This window comes from Rhizobium sp. C1 (assembly GCF_021026335.1).
GTDB lineage: Bacteria > Pseudomonadota > Alphaproteobacteria > Rhizobiales > Rhizobiaceae > Ensifer_A.
The window spans coordinates 118,902-133,861 of record NZ_JAJNCY010000004.1 but is presented as its reverse complement, the minus strand read 5'-3'; the positions used below and the strand labels follow the sequence as shown (position 1 = coordinate 133,861).

At 60.5% G+C, this 14,960-nt stretch carries 14 protein-coding genes and 1 tRNA gene; 9 read left to right on the top strand and 6 right to left on the bottom strand.

What is annotated here, in order from left to right; translation table 11 throughout:
* Positions 1 to 84 precede the first annotated feature (84 nt).
* From arsK to LQK83_RS10805, 6 genes are all read left to right on the top strand, one after another.
* Entirely contained in the window at positions 85 to 1,287 is a 1,203-nt protein-coding gene (gene arsK, locus LQK83_RS10830; RefSeq protein WP_230837423.1) for an arsenite efflux MFS transporter ArsK, read from the top strand.
* Positions 1,288 to 1,457: 170 nt separating this feature from the next.
* A complete protein-coding gene (rpsO, locus tag LQK83_RS10825) occupies positions 1,458 to 1,727 on the top strand; it encodes a 30S ribosomal protein S15 (protein WP_230831148.1) in 270 nt (89 codons plus the stop codon).
* Positions 1,728 to 2,105: 378 nt separating this feature from the next.
* Complete coding sequence (pnp, locus tag LQK83_RS10820) at positions 2,106 to 4,253, top strand: polyribonucleotide nucleotidyltransferase (protein WP_230837422.1); 2,148 nt, start codon at positions 2,106 to 2,108, stop codon at positions 4,251 to 4,253.
* 73 nt (positions 4,254 to 4,326) lie between these two features.
* Complete coding sequence (locus LQK83_RS10815) at positions 4,327 to 5,343, top strand: class I SAM-dependent methyltransferase (protein WP_230837421.1); 1,017 nt, start codon at positions 4,327 to 4,329, stop codon at positions 5,341 to 5,343.
* 76 nt (positions 5,344 to 5,419) lie between these two features.
* Entirely contained in the window at positions 5,420 to 6,556 is a 1,137-nt protein-coding gene (locus LQK83_RS10810) for an AraC family transcriptional regulator (protein ID WP_230837420.1), read from the top strand.
* A gap of 162 nt (positions 6,557 to 6,718) precedes the next feature.
* Positions 6,719 to 6,967, top strand: a complete 249-nt coding sequence (locus LQK83_RS10805) for a LuxR C-terminal-related transcriptional regulator (protein WP_230837419.1) — start codon at positions 6,719 to 6,721, stop codon at positions 6,965 to 6,967.
* Between the two features lie 170 nt (positions 6,968 to 7,137).
* Here LQK83_RS10805 and fabI read toward each other — a convergent pair whose 3' ends face one another.
* The 3 genes from fabI to fabA all read right to left on the bottom strand — a co-directional run bounded on the left by fabI (position 7,138) and on the right by fabA (position 9,839).
* The gene (gene fabI, locus LQK83_RS10800; RefSeq protein WP_230837418.1) at positions 7,138 to 7,944 is read right to left on the bottom strand and encodes an enoyl-ACP reductase FabI; all 807 of its coding nucleotides are present in this window, start codon (positions 7,942 to 7,944) and stop codon (positions 7,138 to 7,140) included.
* Positions 7,945 to 7,950: 6 nt separating this feature from the next.
* Positions 7,951 to 9,183, bottom strand: coding sequence for a beta-ketoacyl-ACP synthase I (gene fabB, locus LQK83_RS10795; protein ID WP_230837417.1), 1,233 nt, complete (start codon positions 9,181 to 9,183; stop codon positions 7,951 to 7,953).
* A gap of 140 nt (positions 9,184 to 9,323) precedes the next feature.
* On the bottom strand, positions 9,324 to 9,839 hold the full coding sequence (gene fabA / locus LQK83_RS10790; protein ID WP_230837416.1) for a 3-hydroxyacyl-[acyl-carrier-protein] dehydratase FabA: 516 nt from the start codon (positions 9,837 to 9,839) through the stop codon (positions 9,324 to 9,326).
* Positions 9,840 to 10,214: 375 nt separating this feature from the next.
* Between fabA and irrA the strand changes: the two genes are divergently transcribed.
* On the top strand, positions 10,215 to 10,682 hold the full coding sequence (gene irrA, locus LQK83_RS10785; protein WP_442966736.1) for an iron response transcriptional regulator IrrA: 468 nt from the start codon (positions 10,215 to 10,217) through the stop codon (positions 10,680 to 10,682).
* Between the two features lie 77 nt (positions 10,683 to 10,759).
* Here irrA and LQK83_RS10780 read toward each other — a convergent pair whose 3' ends face one another.
* Complete coding sequence (locus tag LQK83_RS10780) at positions 10,760 to 11,407, bottom strand: trimeric intracellular cation channel family protein (protein ID WP_230837414.1); 648 nt, start codon at positions 11,405 to 11,407, stop codon at positions 10,760 to 10,762.
* Between the two features lie 129 nt (positions 11,408 to 11,536).
* Here LQK83_RS10780 and LQK83_RS10775 point away from each other — a divergent pair, with 129 nt between their 5' ends.
* The gene (locus LQK83_RS10775; protein ID WP_230837413.1) at positions 11,537 to 12,868 is read left to right on the top strand and encodes a vWA domain-containing protein; all 1,332 of its coding nucleotides are present in this window, start codon (positions 11,537 to 11,539) and stop codon (positions 12,866 to 12,868) included.
* 283 nt (positions 12,869 to 13,151) lie between these two features.
* Here the strand turns inward: LQK83_RS10775 and LQK83_RS10770 are convergent.
* Positions 13,152 to 13,227: transfer RNA gene (locus LQK83_RS10770), tRNA-Ala, on the bottom strand.
* A gap of 175 nt (positions 13,228 to 13,402) precedes the next feature.
* Positions 13,403 to 13,795 carry a TIGR02300 family protein gene (locus LQK83_RS10765; RefSeq protein WP_230837412.1) on the bottom strand — a complete coding sequence of 131 codons (393 nt, stop codon included), beginning with the start codon at positions 13,793 to 13,795 and terminating at the stop codon, positions 13,403 to 13,405.
* Between the two features lie 309 nt (positions 13,796 to 14,104).
* Between LQK83_RS10765 and LQK83_RS10760 the strand changes: the two genes are divergently transcribed.
* Positions 14,105 to 14,680, top strand: coding sequence for a transglycosylase SLT domain-containing protein (locus tag LQK83_RS10760; protein WP_230837411.1), 576 nt, complete (start codon positions 14,105 to 14,107; stop codon positions 14,678 to 14,680).
* Positions 14,681 to 14,960 lie beyond the last annotated feature (280 nt).

Sequence of the window (14,960 nt, the reverse complement as noted above, 5' to 3'; positions counted from 1 at the left end):
CTTCGATTTTTCCATGACAGCGGCCGTGACCTGGGCTAACGCTTGGCGCGTTTCCGCCGTTCGACTCACCAAACGAGCCTCGCCTTGTCCCACGTCCATGTCCGCCCATCCCTGGCCATCGTTGCGGCGCTGGGGCTCACGCAGATCATCGGCTATGGCACGCTCTATTACAGCTTCAGCATTCTTGCGCCCGGCATGGCCAAGGATGTGGGAATGAGCCGGGAGGCGGTGTTCGGCACCTTCTCGGCGGCGCTTTTGGCCGGCGGGCTGGCGGCGCCTTTCACAGGTGTATGGCTGGACCGTTTCGGTGCTGCGCGGATGATGGCGCTCGGGTCCGTCCTGTGTGCCCTGCTGCTGGTCCTGTGCGCCTGGTCACCGACCGCGTGGTTTTTCGTCGGCGCGGTCATTCTCGCCCAGGTCGCGACGGGTCTCGTAACCTATCAGGCAGCCTTTGCCGCGCTGGTCGAACATGCACCGCAGAACGCGACGCGCAACATCACCTATCTCACGCTGATGGCCGGCTTTGCCTCCAGCGTCTTCTGGCCGATCACCACGACGCTTGCCGCGCATTTCGACTGGCGCACGATCTATCTGATCTTTGCCGGGCTGAACCTTGTCGTCTGTCTGCCTGTGCATCTGGCGCTGGCAGGCGGCCGGGCGCGGCGGGCCGCGCTTGTCTCCAGCGAGACGCCACGTCCGCCGGTCACCGGCGTGATCGCGCCGGGGGAGCGGCGGCGGGCGATGATCATTGTTTCGCTTGCCTTTGCGCTGTCTGGCTTCGCGCTCTCCTCGCTGCTTATCCATATGGTGCCGATGCTCGGTGCTATGGGGCTGGCCGGGGCGGCCGTCACCGTCAGCGCGCTTTTCGGTCCGGCGCAGGTGGCGAGCCGGCTTGTCAATATGATCTTCGGCGAAAGCCTGCCGCCGACCGGGCTTGCCATGCTTTCGACGGCGCTGATTGCACTCGGCGGCGTCGTCCTGGCGGTCACGGATGGCAATCTGGTCGGCGCTGTCGTCTTTGCGCTCTGCGCCGGCATGGGATCGGGTATCGGCAGTATCGCTCAAGGGTCCGTGCCGCTGCATCTCTTCGGCTCCGAGGGCTATGGGGCGATTGCCGGGCGGATGACGGCGGCGCGGCTGGTGGCAAGCGCCGCTGCCCCTGCTGTCTTTGCGCTTGCCATGGAGCGGCTCGGCATCCCAGTCTCGCTCCTTCTCAATGCCGCGCTGGGCGCGTTGGGCATGATCGGGTTTGCGCTTGTTGGGCGGGATGTGAAGCGTGCTGCCTGAGAGCGTGGAATCGTTCAGGTTGCGCGAAAACGCCGCCCCTTCCATTCTTCAAGACTTTCCTGTATAGCGCAGCCAGCTTTGGGCAGTTTGCCCGAAAGCCTCATGGCCGAAGCTGGACGACATCCCGGCTTGTGGCGTCCGATTACTCCTTAATATGAAAGGATCACACGATGTCGATCACTGCTGAGCGCAAGACGGCCCTCATCAAGGAATATGCAACGTTCGAAGGCGACACCGGCTCTCCGGAAGTCCAGGTTGCCATCCTGACGGAACGCATCAACAACCTGACGGACCATTTCAAGGACCACAAGAAGGATAACCATTCCCGCCGTGGCCTCCTGACGATGGTTTCCAGCCGCCGCTCGCTTCTTGATTACCTCAAGAAGAAGGACGAAGCCCGCTACACCAAGCTGATTGGTTCGCTGGGCATCCGCCGCTAATATGTTGCAAGGCCGGCGAGCCTCACGGTTTCGCCGGCCTTGTCGCACCGCCTAGAGCAATTTCGAGCCGAAAGTGGAAACCGGTTTCGCGCCCCGAATTGCTCAAGACAAAGTCAAGACAAAGAGCGCGGTGTTTCTCAAGAATTCCCTTCCCGTTTCAACCGGGGTGGGCGCTGGCTGTCCGGATGGGCCGGAATGCCGCAACTTAACCGTTGGCCTGTCATGGGGCAGGATTGCCGGATGCTTTTGGTGGGAATGTCTCACCAGTCGGACCAAAGCTTCCTGTTGTCTTGCCCGTGATGTGCTGCATCAAAAGGCGAAAGCGCGTGTTTCCCGAAGGGGTAGCCGGCTGATCCGCCTTCTATTGAAGGACAAGACATGTTCGAGACTCACAAGGTCGAAATCGAGTGGGCAGGCCGCCCGCTCATCCTCGAAACCGGCAAGATTGCCCGTCAGGCTGACGGCGCAGTTCTCGCCACCTACGGCGAAACCGTCGTTCTGGCGACCGTCGTTTCGGCCAAGTCGCCGAAGCCCGGCCAGGACTTCTTCCCGCTGACCGTCAACTACCAGGAAAAGACCTATGCCGCCGGCAAGATCCCGGGTGGCTATTTCAAGCGCGAAGGTCGTCCGTCGGAAAACGAAACGCTGGTTTCGCGCCTGATCGACCGCCCGATCCGCCCGCTCTTCCCGGAAGGCTACAAGAACGACACGCAGGTTGTCGTCACCGTCGTCCAGCATGACCTCGAAAACAACCCGGACGTCCTGTCCATGGTTGCGACGTCTGCTGCGCTCACGCTCTCCGGCGTTCCCTTCATGGGCCCGGTCGGCGGCGCACGCGTTGGCTACATCAACGGCGAATACGTTCTGAACCCGCATATCGACGAGATGGACGAGTCGACGCTCGACCTCGTTGTTGCCGGCACGTCCGACGCCGTTCTGATGGTGGAATCGGAAGCCAAGGAACTCAACGAAGAGACCATGCTCGGCGCCGTCATGTTCGGCCACCGTGGCTTCCAGCCGGTGATCGACGCGATCATCAAGCTGGCCGAAGTTGCCGCCAAGGAACCGCGCGACTTCCAGCCGGAAGACTATTCCGCGCTCGAAGCCGAAATGCTCGGCCTTGCCGAAACCGAACTGCGCGCTGCCTACAAGATCACTGAAAAGGCTGCCCGTTACGCTGCCGTCGACGCCGTCAAGGCGAAGGTGAAGGCGCATTTCCTGCCCGAGGGCGGCGAAGCCAAGTACACCGCTGAAGAAATCGGCGCGACCTTCAAGCACCTGCAGGCGAAGATCGTTCGCTGGAACGTGCTTGACACCAAGAGCCGCATCGATGGCCGTGACCTCGTCACCGTCCGTCCGATCGTCTCGGAAGTCGGCCTGCTGCCGCGCACCCATGGTTCGGCTCTCTTCACCCGTGGCGAAACGCAGGCGATCGTTGTCGCCACGCTCGGCACCGGCGAAGACGAACAGTATGTCGACAGCCTGACCGGCATGTACAAGGAACGCTTCCTGCTGCACTACAACTTCCCGCCCTACTCGGTCGGTGAAACGGGCCGCATGGGCTCCCCGGGCCGCCGCGAAATCGGCCATGGCAAGCTCGCTTGGCGCGCAATCCGCCCGATGCTGCCGACGGTGGAACAGTTCCCCTACACGCTGCGCGTCGTCTCGGAAATCACCGAGTCCAACGGCTCTTCCTCGATGGCAACCGTTTGCGGCACCTCTCTGGCGCTGATGGATGCAGGCGTTCCGCTTGCTAAGCCGGTTGCCGGTATCGCCATGGGCCTCATCCTCGAAGGCGACCGCTTTGCGGTTCTCTCCGACATCCTGGGTGACGAAGACCACCTCGGTGACATGGACTTCAAGGTCGCCGGTACTGCCGACGGCATCACCTCGCTGCAGATGGACATCAAGATCGCCGGCATCACCGAAGAGATCATGAAGGTCGCTCTCGGCCAGGCTCAGGGCGGCCGCCAGCACATCCTCGGCGAAATGGCGAAGGCCATTTCCGAAAGCCGCGGCCAGCTCGGCGAATTCGCTCCGCGCATCGAAGTCATGAACATCCCGGTCGACAAGATCCGCGAAGTCATCGGTTCGGGCGGCAAGGTCATCCGCGAAATCGTTGAGAAGACCGGCGCGAAGATCAACATCGAAGACGACGGCACCGTCAAGATCGCCTCTGCCTCCGGCAAGGAAATCGAAGCGGCCCGCAAGTGGATCCACTCCATCGTTGCAGAGCCGGAAGTCGGCGCGATCTACGAAGGCACGGTCGTCAAGACCGCCGACTTCGGTGCATTCGTCAACTTCTTCGGCGCGCGTGACGGTCTCGTCCACATCTCGCAGCTCGCCGGCGACCGCGTTGCCAAGACGACCGATGTCGTCAAGGAAGGCCAGAAGGTCTGGGTCAAGCTCATGGGCTTCGACGAACGCGGCAAGGTTCGCCTCTCCATGAAGGTTGTCGATCAGGCAACCGGCAAGGAGCTTCCGGCCCCTGAGAAGAAGTCCAAGGATGAAGGCGACGCTGAATAAGCGTCTGCTATTCCCGATCGGGCGCGGGACCAGTTCCCGCGCCTTTTTTGTTTGAACAATCGGATTGACCACCATGGCCCGCGACGCGCTGAAAACCCTCTTCCATCCCTTCGACACCGGAACGCTTGACGCGCCGGGCGCGGAGCAGAAGGCTCTGTTCCTCGGGGCCGAAGCGGGTTTCCGGCTGCCGGAAGGCTTTGCGGCGGAGATCGCCTGCGTCCAGGGCTTCCGCCCGGTCTACAATCGTCTGGTATCCGCTGGCGCTTCGGCAACGCCGTCCGCTGAAGGGACTGACTACGATCTCGCGCTGGTGCTCTGCGACAAGTTCAAGGGCAACAACGAGGCGCGCGTGGCCGAAGCGCTGCGCCGCACGAAGCTGGGTGCGATGATCGTACTGGCAGGCGCCAAGGAAGACGGCATCGAGGCGCTGCGCAAGCGGATTGCCAAGCTCGGCGTTTCGGTCGAGCACATGCCGAAGTATCACGGTCAGGCCGTCTGGTTCGTGCGTCCGGACAATGCCGATGCACTGGCTGCGGCGCTGGCGCCCGAGCCTGCCATGGTCGAAGGCCGTTTCCGCACGGCACCGGGCATGTTCTCCTACGCGGAAGTCGATGCCGGCTCCGAGCTTCTGGCCGGCCGCCTGCCGACCGATCTGGATGGCGCTGCGGCCGATCTCGGCGCGGGCTGGGGCTATCTTTCCGTCATGCTGGCCGATGCCTCGCCGCGCTTGAAGTCCATTGATCTCTATGAAGCTGACTATGCCGCGTTGCAGATGGCCAAGGGTAATCTGGCGGCCGCGCACCCGGGTCTGGCTTCGCACGCCAACTGGCACGACGTGGCTGGCGAAGAGATCAAGGCGAAATACGATTTCGTCATCATGAACCCGCCCTTCCATGAGGGCCACGCTGCCGATCCGGCGCTGGGTAGAGCCTTTGTCAAGCGGGCTGCGGATATTCTCAAGATCGGGGGTAGCCTGCTCATGGTTGCCAACCGGGGCCTGCCCTACGAGGACACGCTCGCGACGCTCTTCAAGGCGCATGGCGAGACCTGCCGCAACGCGCGCTACAAGGTGCTCTGGGCGCGCAAATAGGCCGTTTCCTGCCCCTTCCTCTGGTTGAGCCTCTGCGTATGAATGCGCGCGGTGTGTCGCAAGCGCTTTGGAAGGCATGACATCTAGACTTTTTCAGATATGTGTGCGTTTTAACTTTAGACGCCACTTATTTGACACTTGGATTGCTATGCTGGAGGAGGCTTTTTCGGATCGTTACAGCATCGTGTCCGGGATGGGCGCGGGGCTGGTGGAGTTTGCGCAGGGGCAGGGGCTTGATATCCTGCCCGAATGCCGGCGGCTGGGGATCGATCCTTCACTCTTCAATTCGATGGTCGGGCGGATGAGTCTCGGTCGTTTCTGCGCGCTCCTGGAATATTGCGCCGAAGCGACGAAAGACGAGGCTTTCGGACTGAAGTTCGGCCTGCAATACAAGGCAGGCTCGACCGGTCCGTTCGGCTACGGCCTCATGGCTGCGCCCACGCTGGAGCACTTTCTGCGCTTTCAAAGCGAGCATATGCAATACAGCGCACAGACCAGTTACGGCCGTCTGCAGGCCGAGGACAACTATCTCGTCTATCGCTGGACATTCGCGCCCATTATCCTCAAGCGCGACCAGTTTGTTGATCTCGGCATAACTCTGGTCATGCGGCATATCCGGCATCTGTTTGGATCCAGGACATCGGAGATCGAGGTGGAACTGGAGCGGAAGCCGCCCGTCGATCCGCGACCTTTCCGTGAAAACATCGCGGGCCACATCACATTCGACTGTCATATCAACAGTCTCTGGGTTCCCACTGAAGTTCTCTCGCTTCCGAATGCCAACGGTGATCCGAAGCTATTCGAGTTGATGGACCTGCAATGCCGACAGCTTCGGCCGGAATTGACGGAGGAAGCGGATTTCCGCGAGGAGATGGAGCGCTTTATCCTGTCACGCATCTCGGAAGACGAAATCACGCTCGCTTCGGCCGCAAGCTTCTTCGGCGTCTCGGAACGGACGCTGCAGCGCCGCCTGGCCGAGCTTGACACCACGCTCAACGAGTTGCGCGACGGCATGCGACGACGCCTCGCCGAGCAGTTGATGGCCGAGACGGCACTCAGCGCCACGGAAGTCTCCTACAGGCTCGGTTATTCCGCTCCCAGCGTGTTCACCCGATCCTTTCATCGCTGGTTCGGTATCACACCGCGGGAATACCGTAGCCTCACTCGCTCTCAAAATTTGATACAGATCAAAGACACTGTGCCCGGGTCATAAGATTGTGCTCCAGTGTCAAGCGATTGGCATGGTCTGTCAAAGACAGATTGATAAATCCGGTTTATATATTCGCTCATGAGATGCGCGGATCTCTTCCGGATCAAGCGCATTATTTTTTTCGCGCCATTTTAAGCGCTTTGACGCCGCCTTTTGGAGACAATCGTGGCCATTCCCTCGCGTATGGTCGGCGACAGTGTTTCGCTTGTCGAAACCTTGACCCGCTCGGAACTGAAATGTCTGGCATTAACTGCGTCGGGACACGGCGTGGAATCGATCGCCCGCAAGTTGGCGATGGCGACGCACGAGGTCGAGACGCTGCTGTTCTGCGCCGAGCGCAAGCTCGGTGCTGAAAATCGTATGCACGCGCTTTGCCGCGCGGCGGCGATGAACCTGATCGAGTGCAACGACTAATCCGGGGATGATAAACGGCGCTTGAAGTTTCTGCGTATTGCTGGCGGTATGATGCCTTTGGGGCGTTGACCTGATTGCCATCGCGCCGAAGGCGGACCCATCCTACGGAAAAGGCCCGGTCGCTCCCAACGACCGGGCCTTGTCATTTCAGGCTTCCTTTTGGGGAGCGCTCAGTCCTGGTCGGACTTCATAAGCTGGTCGAGCACCGGCATGGACGTGATGTTGTAGCCGGCATCGACATAGTGCACTTCGCCGGTCACGCCGCGCGACAGGTCGCTGAGCAGGTAGAGCGCTGAGCCGCCAATGTCCTCGATGGAGGCCGTGCGGCGGAGCGGCGCGTTCTTCTGGTTCCAGGAATACATGGCGCGGGCGTCCGAGATGCCGGCACCAGCCAGCGTGCGAACCGGGCCTGCGGAGATCGCGTTGACGCGGATATCGCGCGGGCCATAGTCGGCCGCCAGATAGCGCATGGAGGCCTCAAGAGCCGCCTTGGCAACGCCCATGACGTTGTAGTTCGGGATGACGCGCTGCGAGCCGTTGTAGGTCAGCGTCAGGATCGAGCCGCCCGGATTCATCATGGCGGCGGCGCGCTTGGCGATTTCCGTGAAGGAGAAGCAGGAGATGACCATGGTGCGCACGAAATTCTCGCGCGTCGTGTCGGCGTAGAGGCCCTTCAGCTCGTTCTTGTCGGAGAAGCCGATCGCGTGCACGACGAAATCGATCGTTCCCCAGCGCTCCTTCAGTACCGAAAAAACGGCATCCACGGATACAATATCCTCAACATCACAGGGCAGCACGATGTCGGAGTTGACTTCGGCTGCCAGCGGCTTCACGCGCTTGCCCAGTGCCTCGCCCTGGAATGTGAAGGCTAGTTCTGCACCCTGCGAGTGCAGCGTCTTGGCAATGCCCCAGGCTATTGAATGATTGTTGGCGACCCCCATGATGAGGCCGCGTTTACCCTGCATGAAACCCGACATGGACGATTACCCGTTATAGCGCTGGAAGACCAGCGTGGCGTTGGTGCCGCCGAAACCGAAGGAGTTGGAAAGCACGGTGTCGATCTTGGCGTCGTCGATGCGCTTGCGCACGATCGGTACGCCGTCGAATTCCGGATCCAGTTCGGTGATGTGGGCGCTTTCGCCGATGAAACGGTTCTGCATCATCAGGAGGCCGTAGATGGACTCCTGTACGCCTGCGGCACCCAGCGAATGGCCCGTCAGCGACTTTGTCGACTGGATATGCGGGATCTTGTCGCCGAAGACTTCGCGGATCGCGCCGATTTCCTTGCTGTCGCCCACCGGCGTCGAGGTGCCGTGCGTGTTGATGTAGTCAACTTCGCCCTGAACCGTCTTCAGCGCCTGGCGCATGCAGCGGATCGCGCCTTCGCCCGAAGGAGCGACCATGTCGTAGCCGTCGGAGGTCGCGCCGTAGCCCGTGATTTCAGCATAGATCTTCGCGCCGCGAGCCTTGGCATGTTCCAGCTCTTCAAGGACCAGAACACCGGCGCCGCCCGCGATGACGAAGCCGTCACGCGAAGCGTCATAGGCACGGGATGCGGTTGCCGGCGTGTCGTTATACTTCGACGACATGGCGCCCATGGCGTCGAAGAGGTTCGACATGGTCCAGTCGAGGTCTTCGTGGCCGCCGGCAAACATCATGTCCTGCTTGCCCCACTGGATCATTTCAGCGGCGTTGCCGATGCAATGCGCCGACGTTGAGCAGGCGGACGAGATCGAATAGTTGACGCCGTGAATCTTGAACCATGTGGCAAGCGTCGCAGATGCGGTCGATGACATGGCCTTCGGCACGGCGAACGGGCCGATGCGCTTCGGGCTCTTGTTGGCGCGGGTGATGTCGGCTGCTTCCACGACCTGGCGCGTGGAGGGCCCGCCGGAACCCATGATGATCCCGACGCGCTCGTTCTCGGCGTAATCGCCCTCGGCAAGGCCGGCATCCGCGAGCGCCTGCTTCATGGCGACATGGTTCCAGGCGCCGCCCTGCGAGAGGAAGCGCATGGCGCGACGATCGACCATTTCGGCCAGCTGTTCGGCGCCCAGTGTCGGGCGACCCCAGACCTGGCAGCGGAAGCCGTGTTCGGCGAAGTCCGGCGAGGCGCTGATGCCCGAACGCGCTTCCTTGAGCGATTGCGTGACCTCTTCGGCGTTGTTGCCGATGGACGAAACAATTCCGAGACCCGTGATGACGACCCGTCTCATGTAACCTACCTTTTTCTAACCAGATGGGTGAAAGGCCAAATGAGAAGCCTTTCCCCGTCCTTGTGTCTGCCGCGCCGACGTTGGTCGCGCGCAGGATTGTTCGTGCCGCCGGGCGGCTGAATTCAGTGCATGACAAAGCGTCAGGCGGTCTTTTCCTTGAACAGGCCGACACGCAGATCGGTGGCCTTGAAGACCTCTTCGCCGTCTGCCTTGACCCAACCGTCGGCGGTACCCAGCACGAGGCGGCCGCGCATGACACGCTTGAAGTCGATGCCGAACTCGACGAGCTTCGTTTCCGGGGTGATCTGCCCGGTAAACTTCACTTCGCCGGTGGAAAGCGCCCGGCCCTTGCCGGGTTCGCCGAGCCAGCCGAGATAGAAGCCCGTCAACTGCCAGAGTGCATCAAGGCCAAGGCAGCCCGGCATGACAGGGTCGCCTTCGAAGTGACACGGGAAGAACCAGAGGTCTGGCGTGATGTCGAATTCGGCGCGGGCAAAACCCTTGTCGTTCGGGCCGCCGGTCTCGGAAATTTCCGTGATCCGGTGCAGCATCAGCATCGGCGGCAGCGGCAACTGCGCATTGCCGGGTCCGAACATCTGCCCGTGCGAGCAGGTCAAAATCTCTTCATATGTGTAGCTGGACTTTCTGGAGGTCATCAAATGCAGGTCCCTAATTCCGTCTGCGAACCGAGCTTCATGGTACGGCTCCGACATTTGCCTACCTTGCAAAAGGCTCAGGAGAATGTCGCTCCGAAGCCTCTAGCAAAAAAATCGACGCGGGGGAAACTCCAAGGCTCGGATGAGGGGCGCCTTCTCTCATATGGCGCTCGACGCGGGCCTGTGCAATTCCCCCAAAGGCTTTCGCCCCATGCCGGCCCAATGCCAGCTTTATTGTGCGGTTTCTTAGTCGAGTTGCAAGCCTGCAGCCAGTCCTGATTTTGCGTTGCCGGGCTTAACGACAGGTTTTTGCGGGCTTTTACGGTCATGAAGCGGTTGCAACAGGCTGTTGGGCGCGATATATGATAAACAGTAGTGAATTCGTCCAGTTTTACGCGGGCGGAACGAGACGGCATGAGACGCATGGACCAACGAATGCTTCCCGATACCGAGAGTAGACTGCGCCACTCCGGCTTGCGGCCGACGCGGCAGCGGATTGCGCTTGCGGACCTGTTGTTCGCCAAGGGTGATCGCCATCTCACGGCGGAAGAGCTGCATGAAGAAGCAACGATTGCCGGTGTGCCGGTGTCGCTTGCGACCGTCTACAACACGCTCCATCAGTTTACCGAAGCCGGTCTCCTTCGTGTGCTCGCCATCGAGAGTGCCAAGACCTATTTCGATACGAACGTGTCCGACCACCACCACTTCTATGTCGAGGGCGACAGCGAAGTGGTCGATATCCCGGTCAGCAATCTCGAGATCAATAATCTGCCGGAACCGCCGGACGGCCTGGAAATTGCCCATGTCGACGTGGTGATCCGGCTTCGCCGCAAGACGCGCTGATCGTCGGTCCTGTCCCAGCTTTGCGGGTTTTTCCGTTATCTTCCATTGAGCACTTGCTTTGCGCGATGGGAGATCGCTCAGTGCCGGATTGAGGGGATGTCATCCGGGTGACGTCCGGGCCGTTGACGATATCCGGTCAGCCGCCAGCCAAACTTCAGCGCACCGCCACGAATGATGAAGGCCGCCAGTGCCGCGATCGCTGCCGCCACCGCATGGGAGAGGTCGAGCTGCACCAGAGCAGTATAGGTGCCTGCGCCGGCCAGAGCCGCAGTCACATAGATTTCAGGACGCAGCAGCACCGACGGCTCGCCCGTCAGAAGATCGCGCAGAATGCCCCCGAATGCAGCTGTCAGAACGCCGGTGACAACGGCGACCGTGGGTGAGGTCGAGGCTTCCAGCCCCTTTTGCGCGCCGATGACGCAATAGGCCGACAGGCCGATCGCGTCGAGCCAGAGCAGCCAGACATAGCGCGATTCGAGAAGGTGGGCCGTGAAGAACAGCAGGACGGCAACGCCAGCGCAAACCATGATGTAGATCGGGTTCAGCACCCAGAAAACCGGCAGATCGCCGAGAATGAGGTCGCGGAACGTACCGCCTCCGACGGCCGTGACCACGGCCAGGAAGAGGAAGCCGATGACGTCCATCTGCTTGCGCGAGGCCGAGAGCGCACCCGTGGCGGCGAAGACGCCTATTCCGGCATAGTTGAGAATGTCGGCAAAACTCATTCGTCGTTCCCCCAGATTTGCTGTGCGGCAATATAGCGGGCCGACCTGCCGTCAGGCTTGAGTGTTTTCACCCCACCCTTTCGATCCTGTATCTGTGCCACGTTGCGAGATTTGTTCCGAAGCGGGACAGTGGATCGCAGCATCCTGGGCAACTCTGCTTGTCGCTCGACTTTTAGGCTTCCGGGAAGGTTCGCGTTAATGCTTTCCAACCTAAAGTACGTTTCCTGTTTCAACGGAAAACACGCGGTTATGTATTGCGAGGGCATTTTCAGATCGACGGTTTGTCGCCTTCTTTCGGAAAGGCGCGGTAATTTTGCCGTTATGGCGGCGGTGATCCTCCCGATCATGCTGACGACCGTCGCGGTCAGTCTGGACATCTCTAAGCTTCTCTCCGACAAGGGCAGGCTGTCGGCGGCTCTTGATTCCGCGTCGCTGGCCACGGCTGCGGCGCTGACCAACGGCGACATCACGGTCCCGCAAGCGCAGAACTTCGCCCTTCGGATCGCTTCCGGCCAGATGGCGGCCTCGCTGTCGGAGGCTCAGATCAGGGAGTTGAAGTCCACGATCGTGGCGGATGTCACGAGTGAGGGTGTCGGCGCCAAAAAGGATTACACGGTCAAGGTCAGCGGGCAGTTCACCGCGCAACTGCTTGCCTTTTCCGCCTTTCATACGCCCGGCGCGCGCAAGGTGTCGGGAAGCAGCACATCCACCAGTCAGGCGCAGACGGCAACGGCAATCTCCCTGTTCCTGGTGGTGGACGAATCTGGCTCGATGGCATGGCCCACCAGTACAGTCGATACGTCGCAGCCCGACGGGTGCTATCAGTATCCGGAGAAATATTGGGATAGCGCCCGCTACATGTCGCCCTGCTACATCAGCAAGATCGCCTCGCTGAAGACGGCGGCCGCAGCCCTGTTCGATCAGATGGACAAGATCGAGGCCGCAGATGCGACGAATGCACTGGTCCGGACGGGCTTCAATTCCTTTAACCACCAGCTGCAGAAAACCTCGCCGCTGAGCTGGGGAACCAAGGCGTCGCGAAAATATGTCTCCAGGTTGCCGAGGAAGCCCATGGGCGGCACGGACATGACCGATGCGATGGATCAGGCCAACAAGTTGGTCAATGATCCCAGCGAAGCCAAAACGCAGGCGGCAAGCGGAAATTCGACCTTCAAGAAGTTCATCGTCCTGATGACGGATGGTCAGAACACCGGCGACGGTGCCGACTGGAAGCCGCCGCTGGATGCCGAAACCCTGGCAATCTGCACTGCCGCCCGTGCGTCCGACGTCACCATTTTTACCGTCGCCTATATGGCGCCGCCGAATGGAGAAGCCCTGCTGAAATCCTGCGCCGGCGACATTTCGAACTATTACAAGGCGACCGACATGAACAGTCTGGTGAAGGCCTTCAGCGATATCGGCGGCAAAGTCGCGAATCAGACGACGCGCATGACCAATTGATGCGAAGGCGGGAAGGGTGGCCATTCGTCCTTCAATCGGCGCGCCTTGAATTTCGCCCATCACGCCACCAGTTTATCCTCCATCAAAAACCCGCAATGGAGAGACGGCGTGAACAAGACTTTCGTGAAATGGACGACCTACGGCATTCTGGCGCTGGTGGCGGCATCGATGGTGGCTGTCGACCTGCTGTCGGTCGTGGCTGTCGAGTGAGCGCGCTTTCGCGCTCATTTCATCGACCTGACATGTTCACAGTCTAGTTTGTTGTCATCATCGGGAGAAGATTTGGTGGAGCTAAGCGGGATCGAACCGCTGACCTCTTGCATGCCATGCAAGCGCTCTCCCAGCTGAGCTATAGCCCCATTTTCGCCAAGCGTTTCGCTCGACTGTCCGGGCTTGGGTCCCCGGAAGGTGGCGGCTTGATAACGCTGCTTAATCGCGTTGGCAAGCCCCAAATTCGAAAGTCGGAAATTTTTATTCCGGCCTTGATGCCGCCCCGCCGGGTTCCTTTGCCTGCGGGGCGAAATCGCGTCGATATCAGACTTCGTCTTCGTCGCTGTTGACGCTGATGATGCCCGACATGTCGTCGTCTTCATCGTCTTCGTCGGCTTCGAGGAACGTATCGTCGTCATCGTCGTCCAGTTCGACGTCGTCGTCGCCGAGATCCGGCAGGTCTTCCGCGCCGCCTGCTGCATCGTCATCGGCGTCTTCGAGAGAGACGAGTTCGATTTCCGGGTTTTCGGTATCGACCTCTGCGACGTCTTCCTCTTCTTCCTTTTCCATCAGCGCGCTGACCTTCGTTTCTTCGAAGAAGGACAGCGGATAGGACTTGCCCGTGTAGGGCGAGACGATCGGATCGCGGTTCAGGTCATAGAATTTGCGGCCCGTATCCGGGTCGACACGTTTCGTGCCAAGTTCTGCTTTCGCCACGGTGAAACCTCGTGTGTCGCCATTCGAAGCCCGGCCGGGCCGGACTGGTGGTTGAGACGAAATAAAATCAAGCCGGTCCCTTACTGATCTTGTCGCCGCGTGTCAAAGCGAAACTTGACCACCCGGCGAGATGTACGATTTCGATAAAAACCGAACGTTAAGCTTCAGGATTTATAAACGGTCTGAGTTCCGTTCGCCGCTGCACCTGTCTCACGGCCTGTCCAGCGGCGGCCAAACGCTTTCAGTCCATGCCGTTGCGGACCGTAACAGTCCGCATCATTCCAGGCATGTTTGTATGGAGTAATGACGATGCGTTGGGTGTTTCTGGCATGCCTGCTGTTGCTGGCGGGCTGCGCCACTGTTCCTCGGCATACGACGAATGCCTGTGCCATTTTCGACGAGAAGGACAGCTTCTTCGACAATTGGCGCGACGCGACGCGAAAGGCCGAGGCCCGGTGGGGCGTTCCGGCACCGATCCTGCTGGCGACGATCTACACGGAATCCGGCTTCCGGCCCGCCGCCAGGCCGCCGCGCAGGAAGCTTCTCGGCTTCATTCCCTGGTCGCGTCCCTCGACGGCCTATGGCTATTCGCAGGCGCTCGACGGCACCTGGTCGCATTATGTTGCCGAAACCGGGCGCTACACGGCGCGCCGTACCAGCTTCGCCGACGCGGTCGACTTCGCCGGCTGGTTCCATCGCAAGAGTGCTGCCGTAAACGGGATCGCCCTGAACGATCCTTATAATCTCTACCTGGCCTATCACTCGGGGCAGCAGGGCTATGCAAGGCGCAGCTATCTTGGAAACGCGGAGGCGTTGAACGGTGCGCAGCGCTTCACCAGGATGGCCTATCGCTACGCCGCCCAGCTTCGCACTTGTCCAAACTGAAAACGGCCTGACTTGAAAGGTCGGTCGGGCGTCATGGCGGATCATCAAATCGCCATTTTCGGGCGGCAACCTCTTTTTCATAGGCCGCCGCCTGCGGCCTGACCGGCGCGAAACCGTCCCCCCAATAGTGTTCGCGCCGATTGCAGCTGCCATCGCCCCGTGGCGCTGCGCTACATCGCGGCCGCAGCGGAATTGCCCCTTCCGTTGCGGCCTTTTCTCTTCGGTAATTCAATGGTTTGCTAATATTTTCAAGCGTTCGCTGCGCGCCGGCGGATGATCA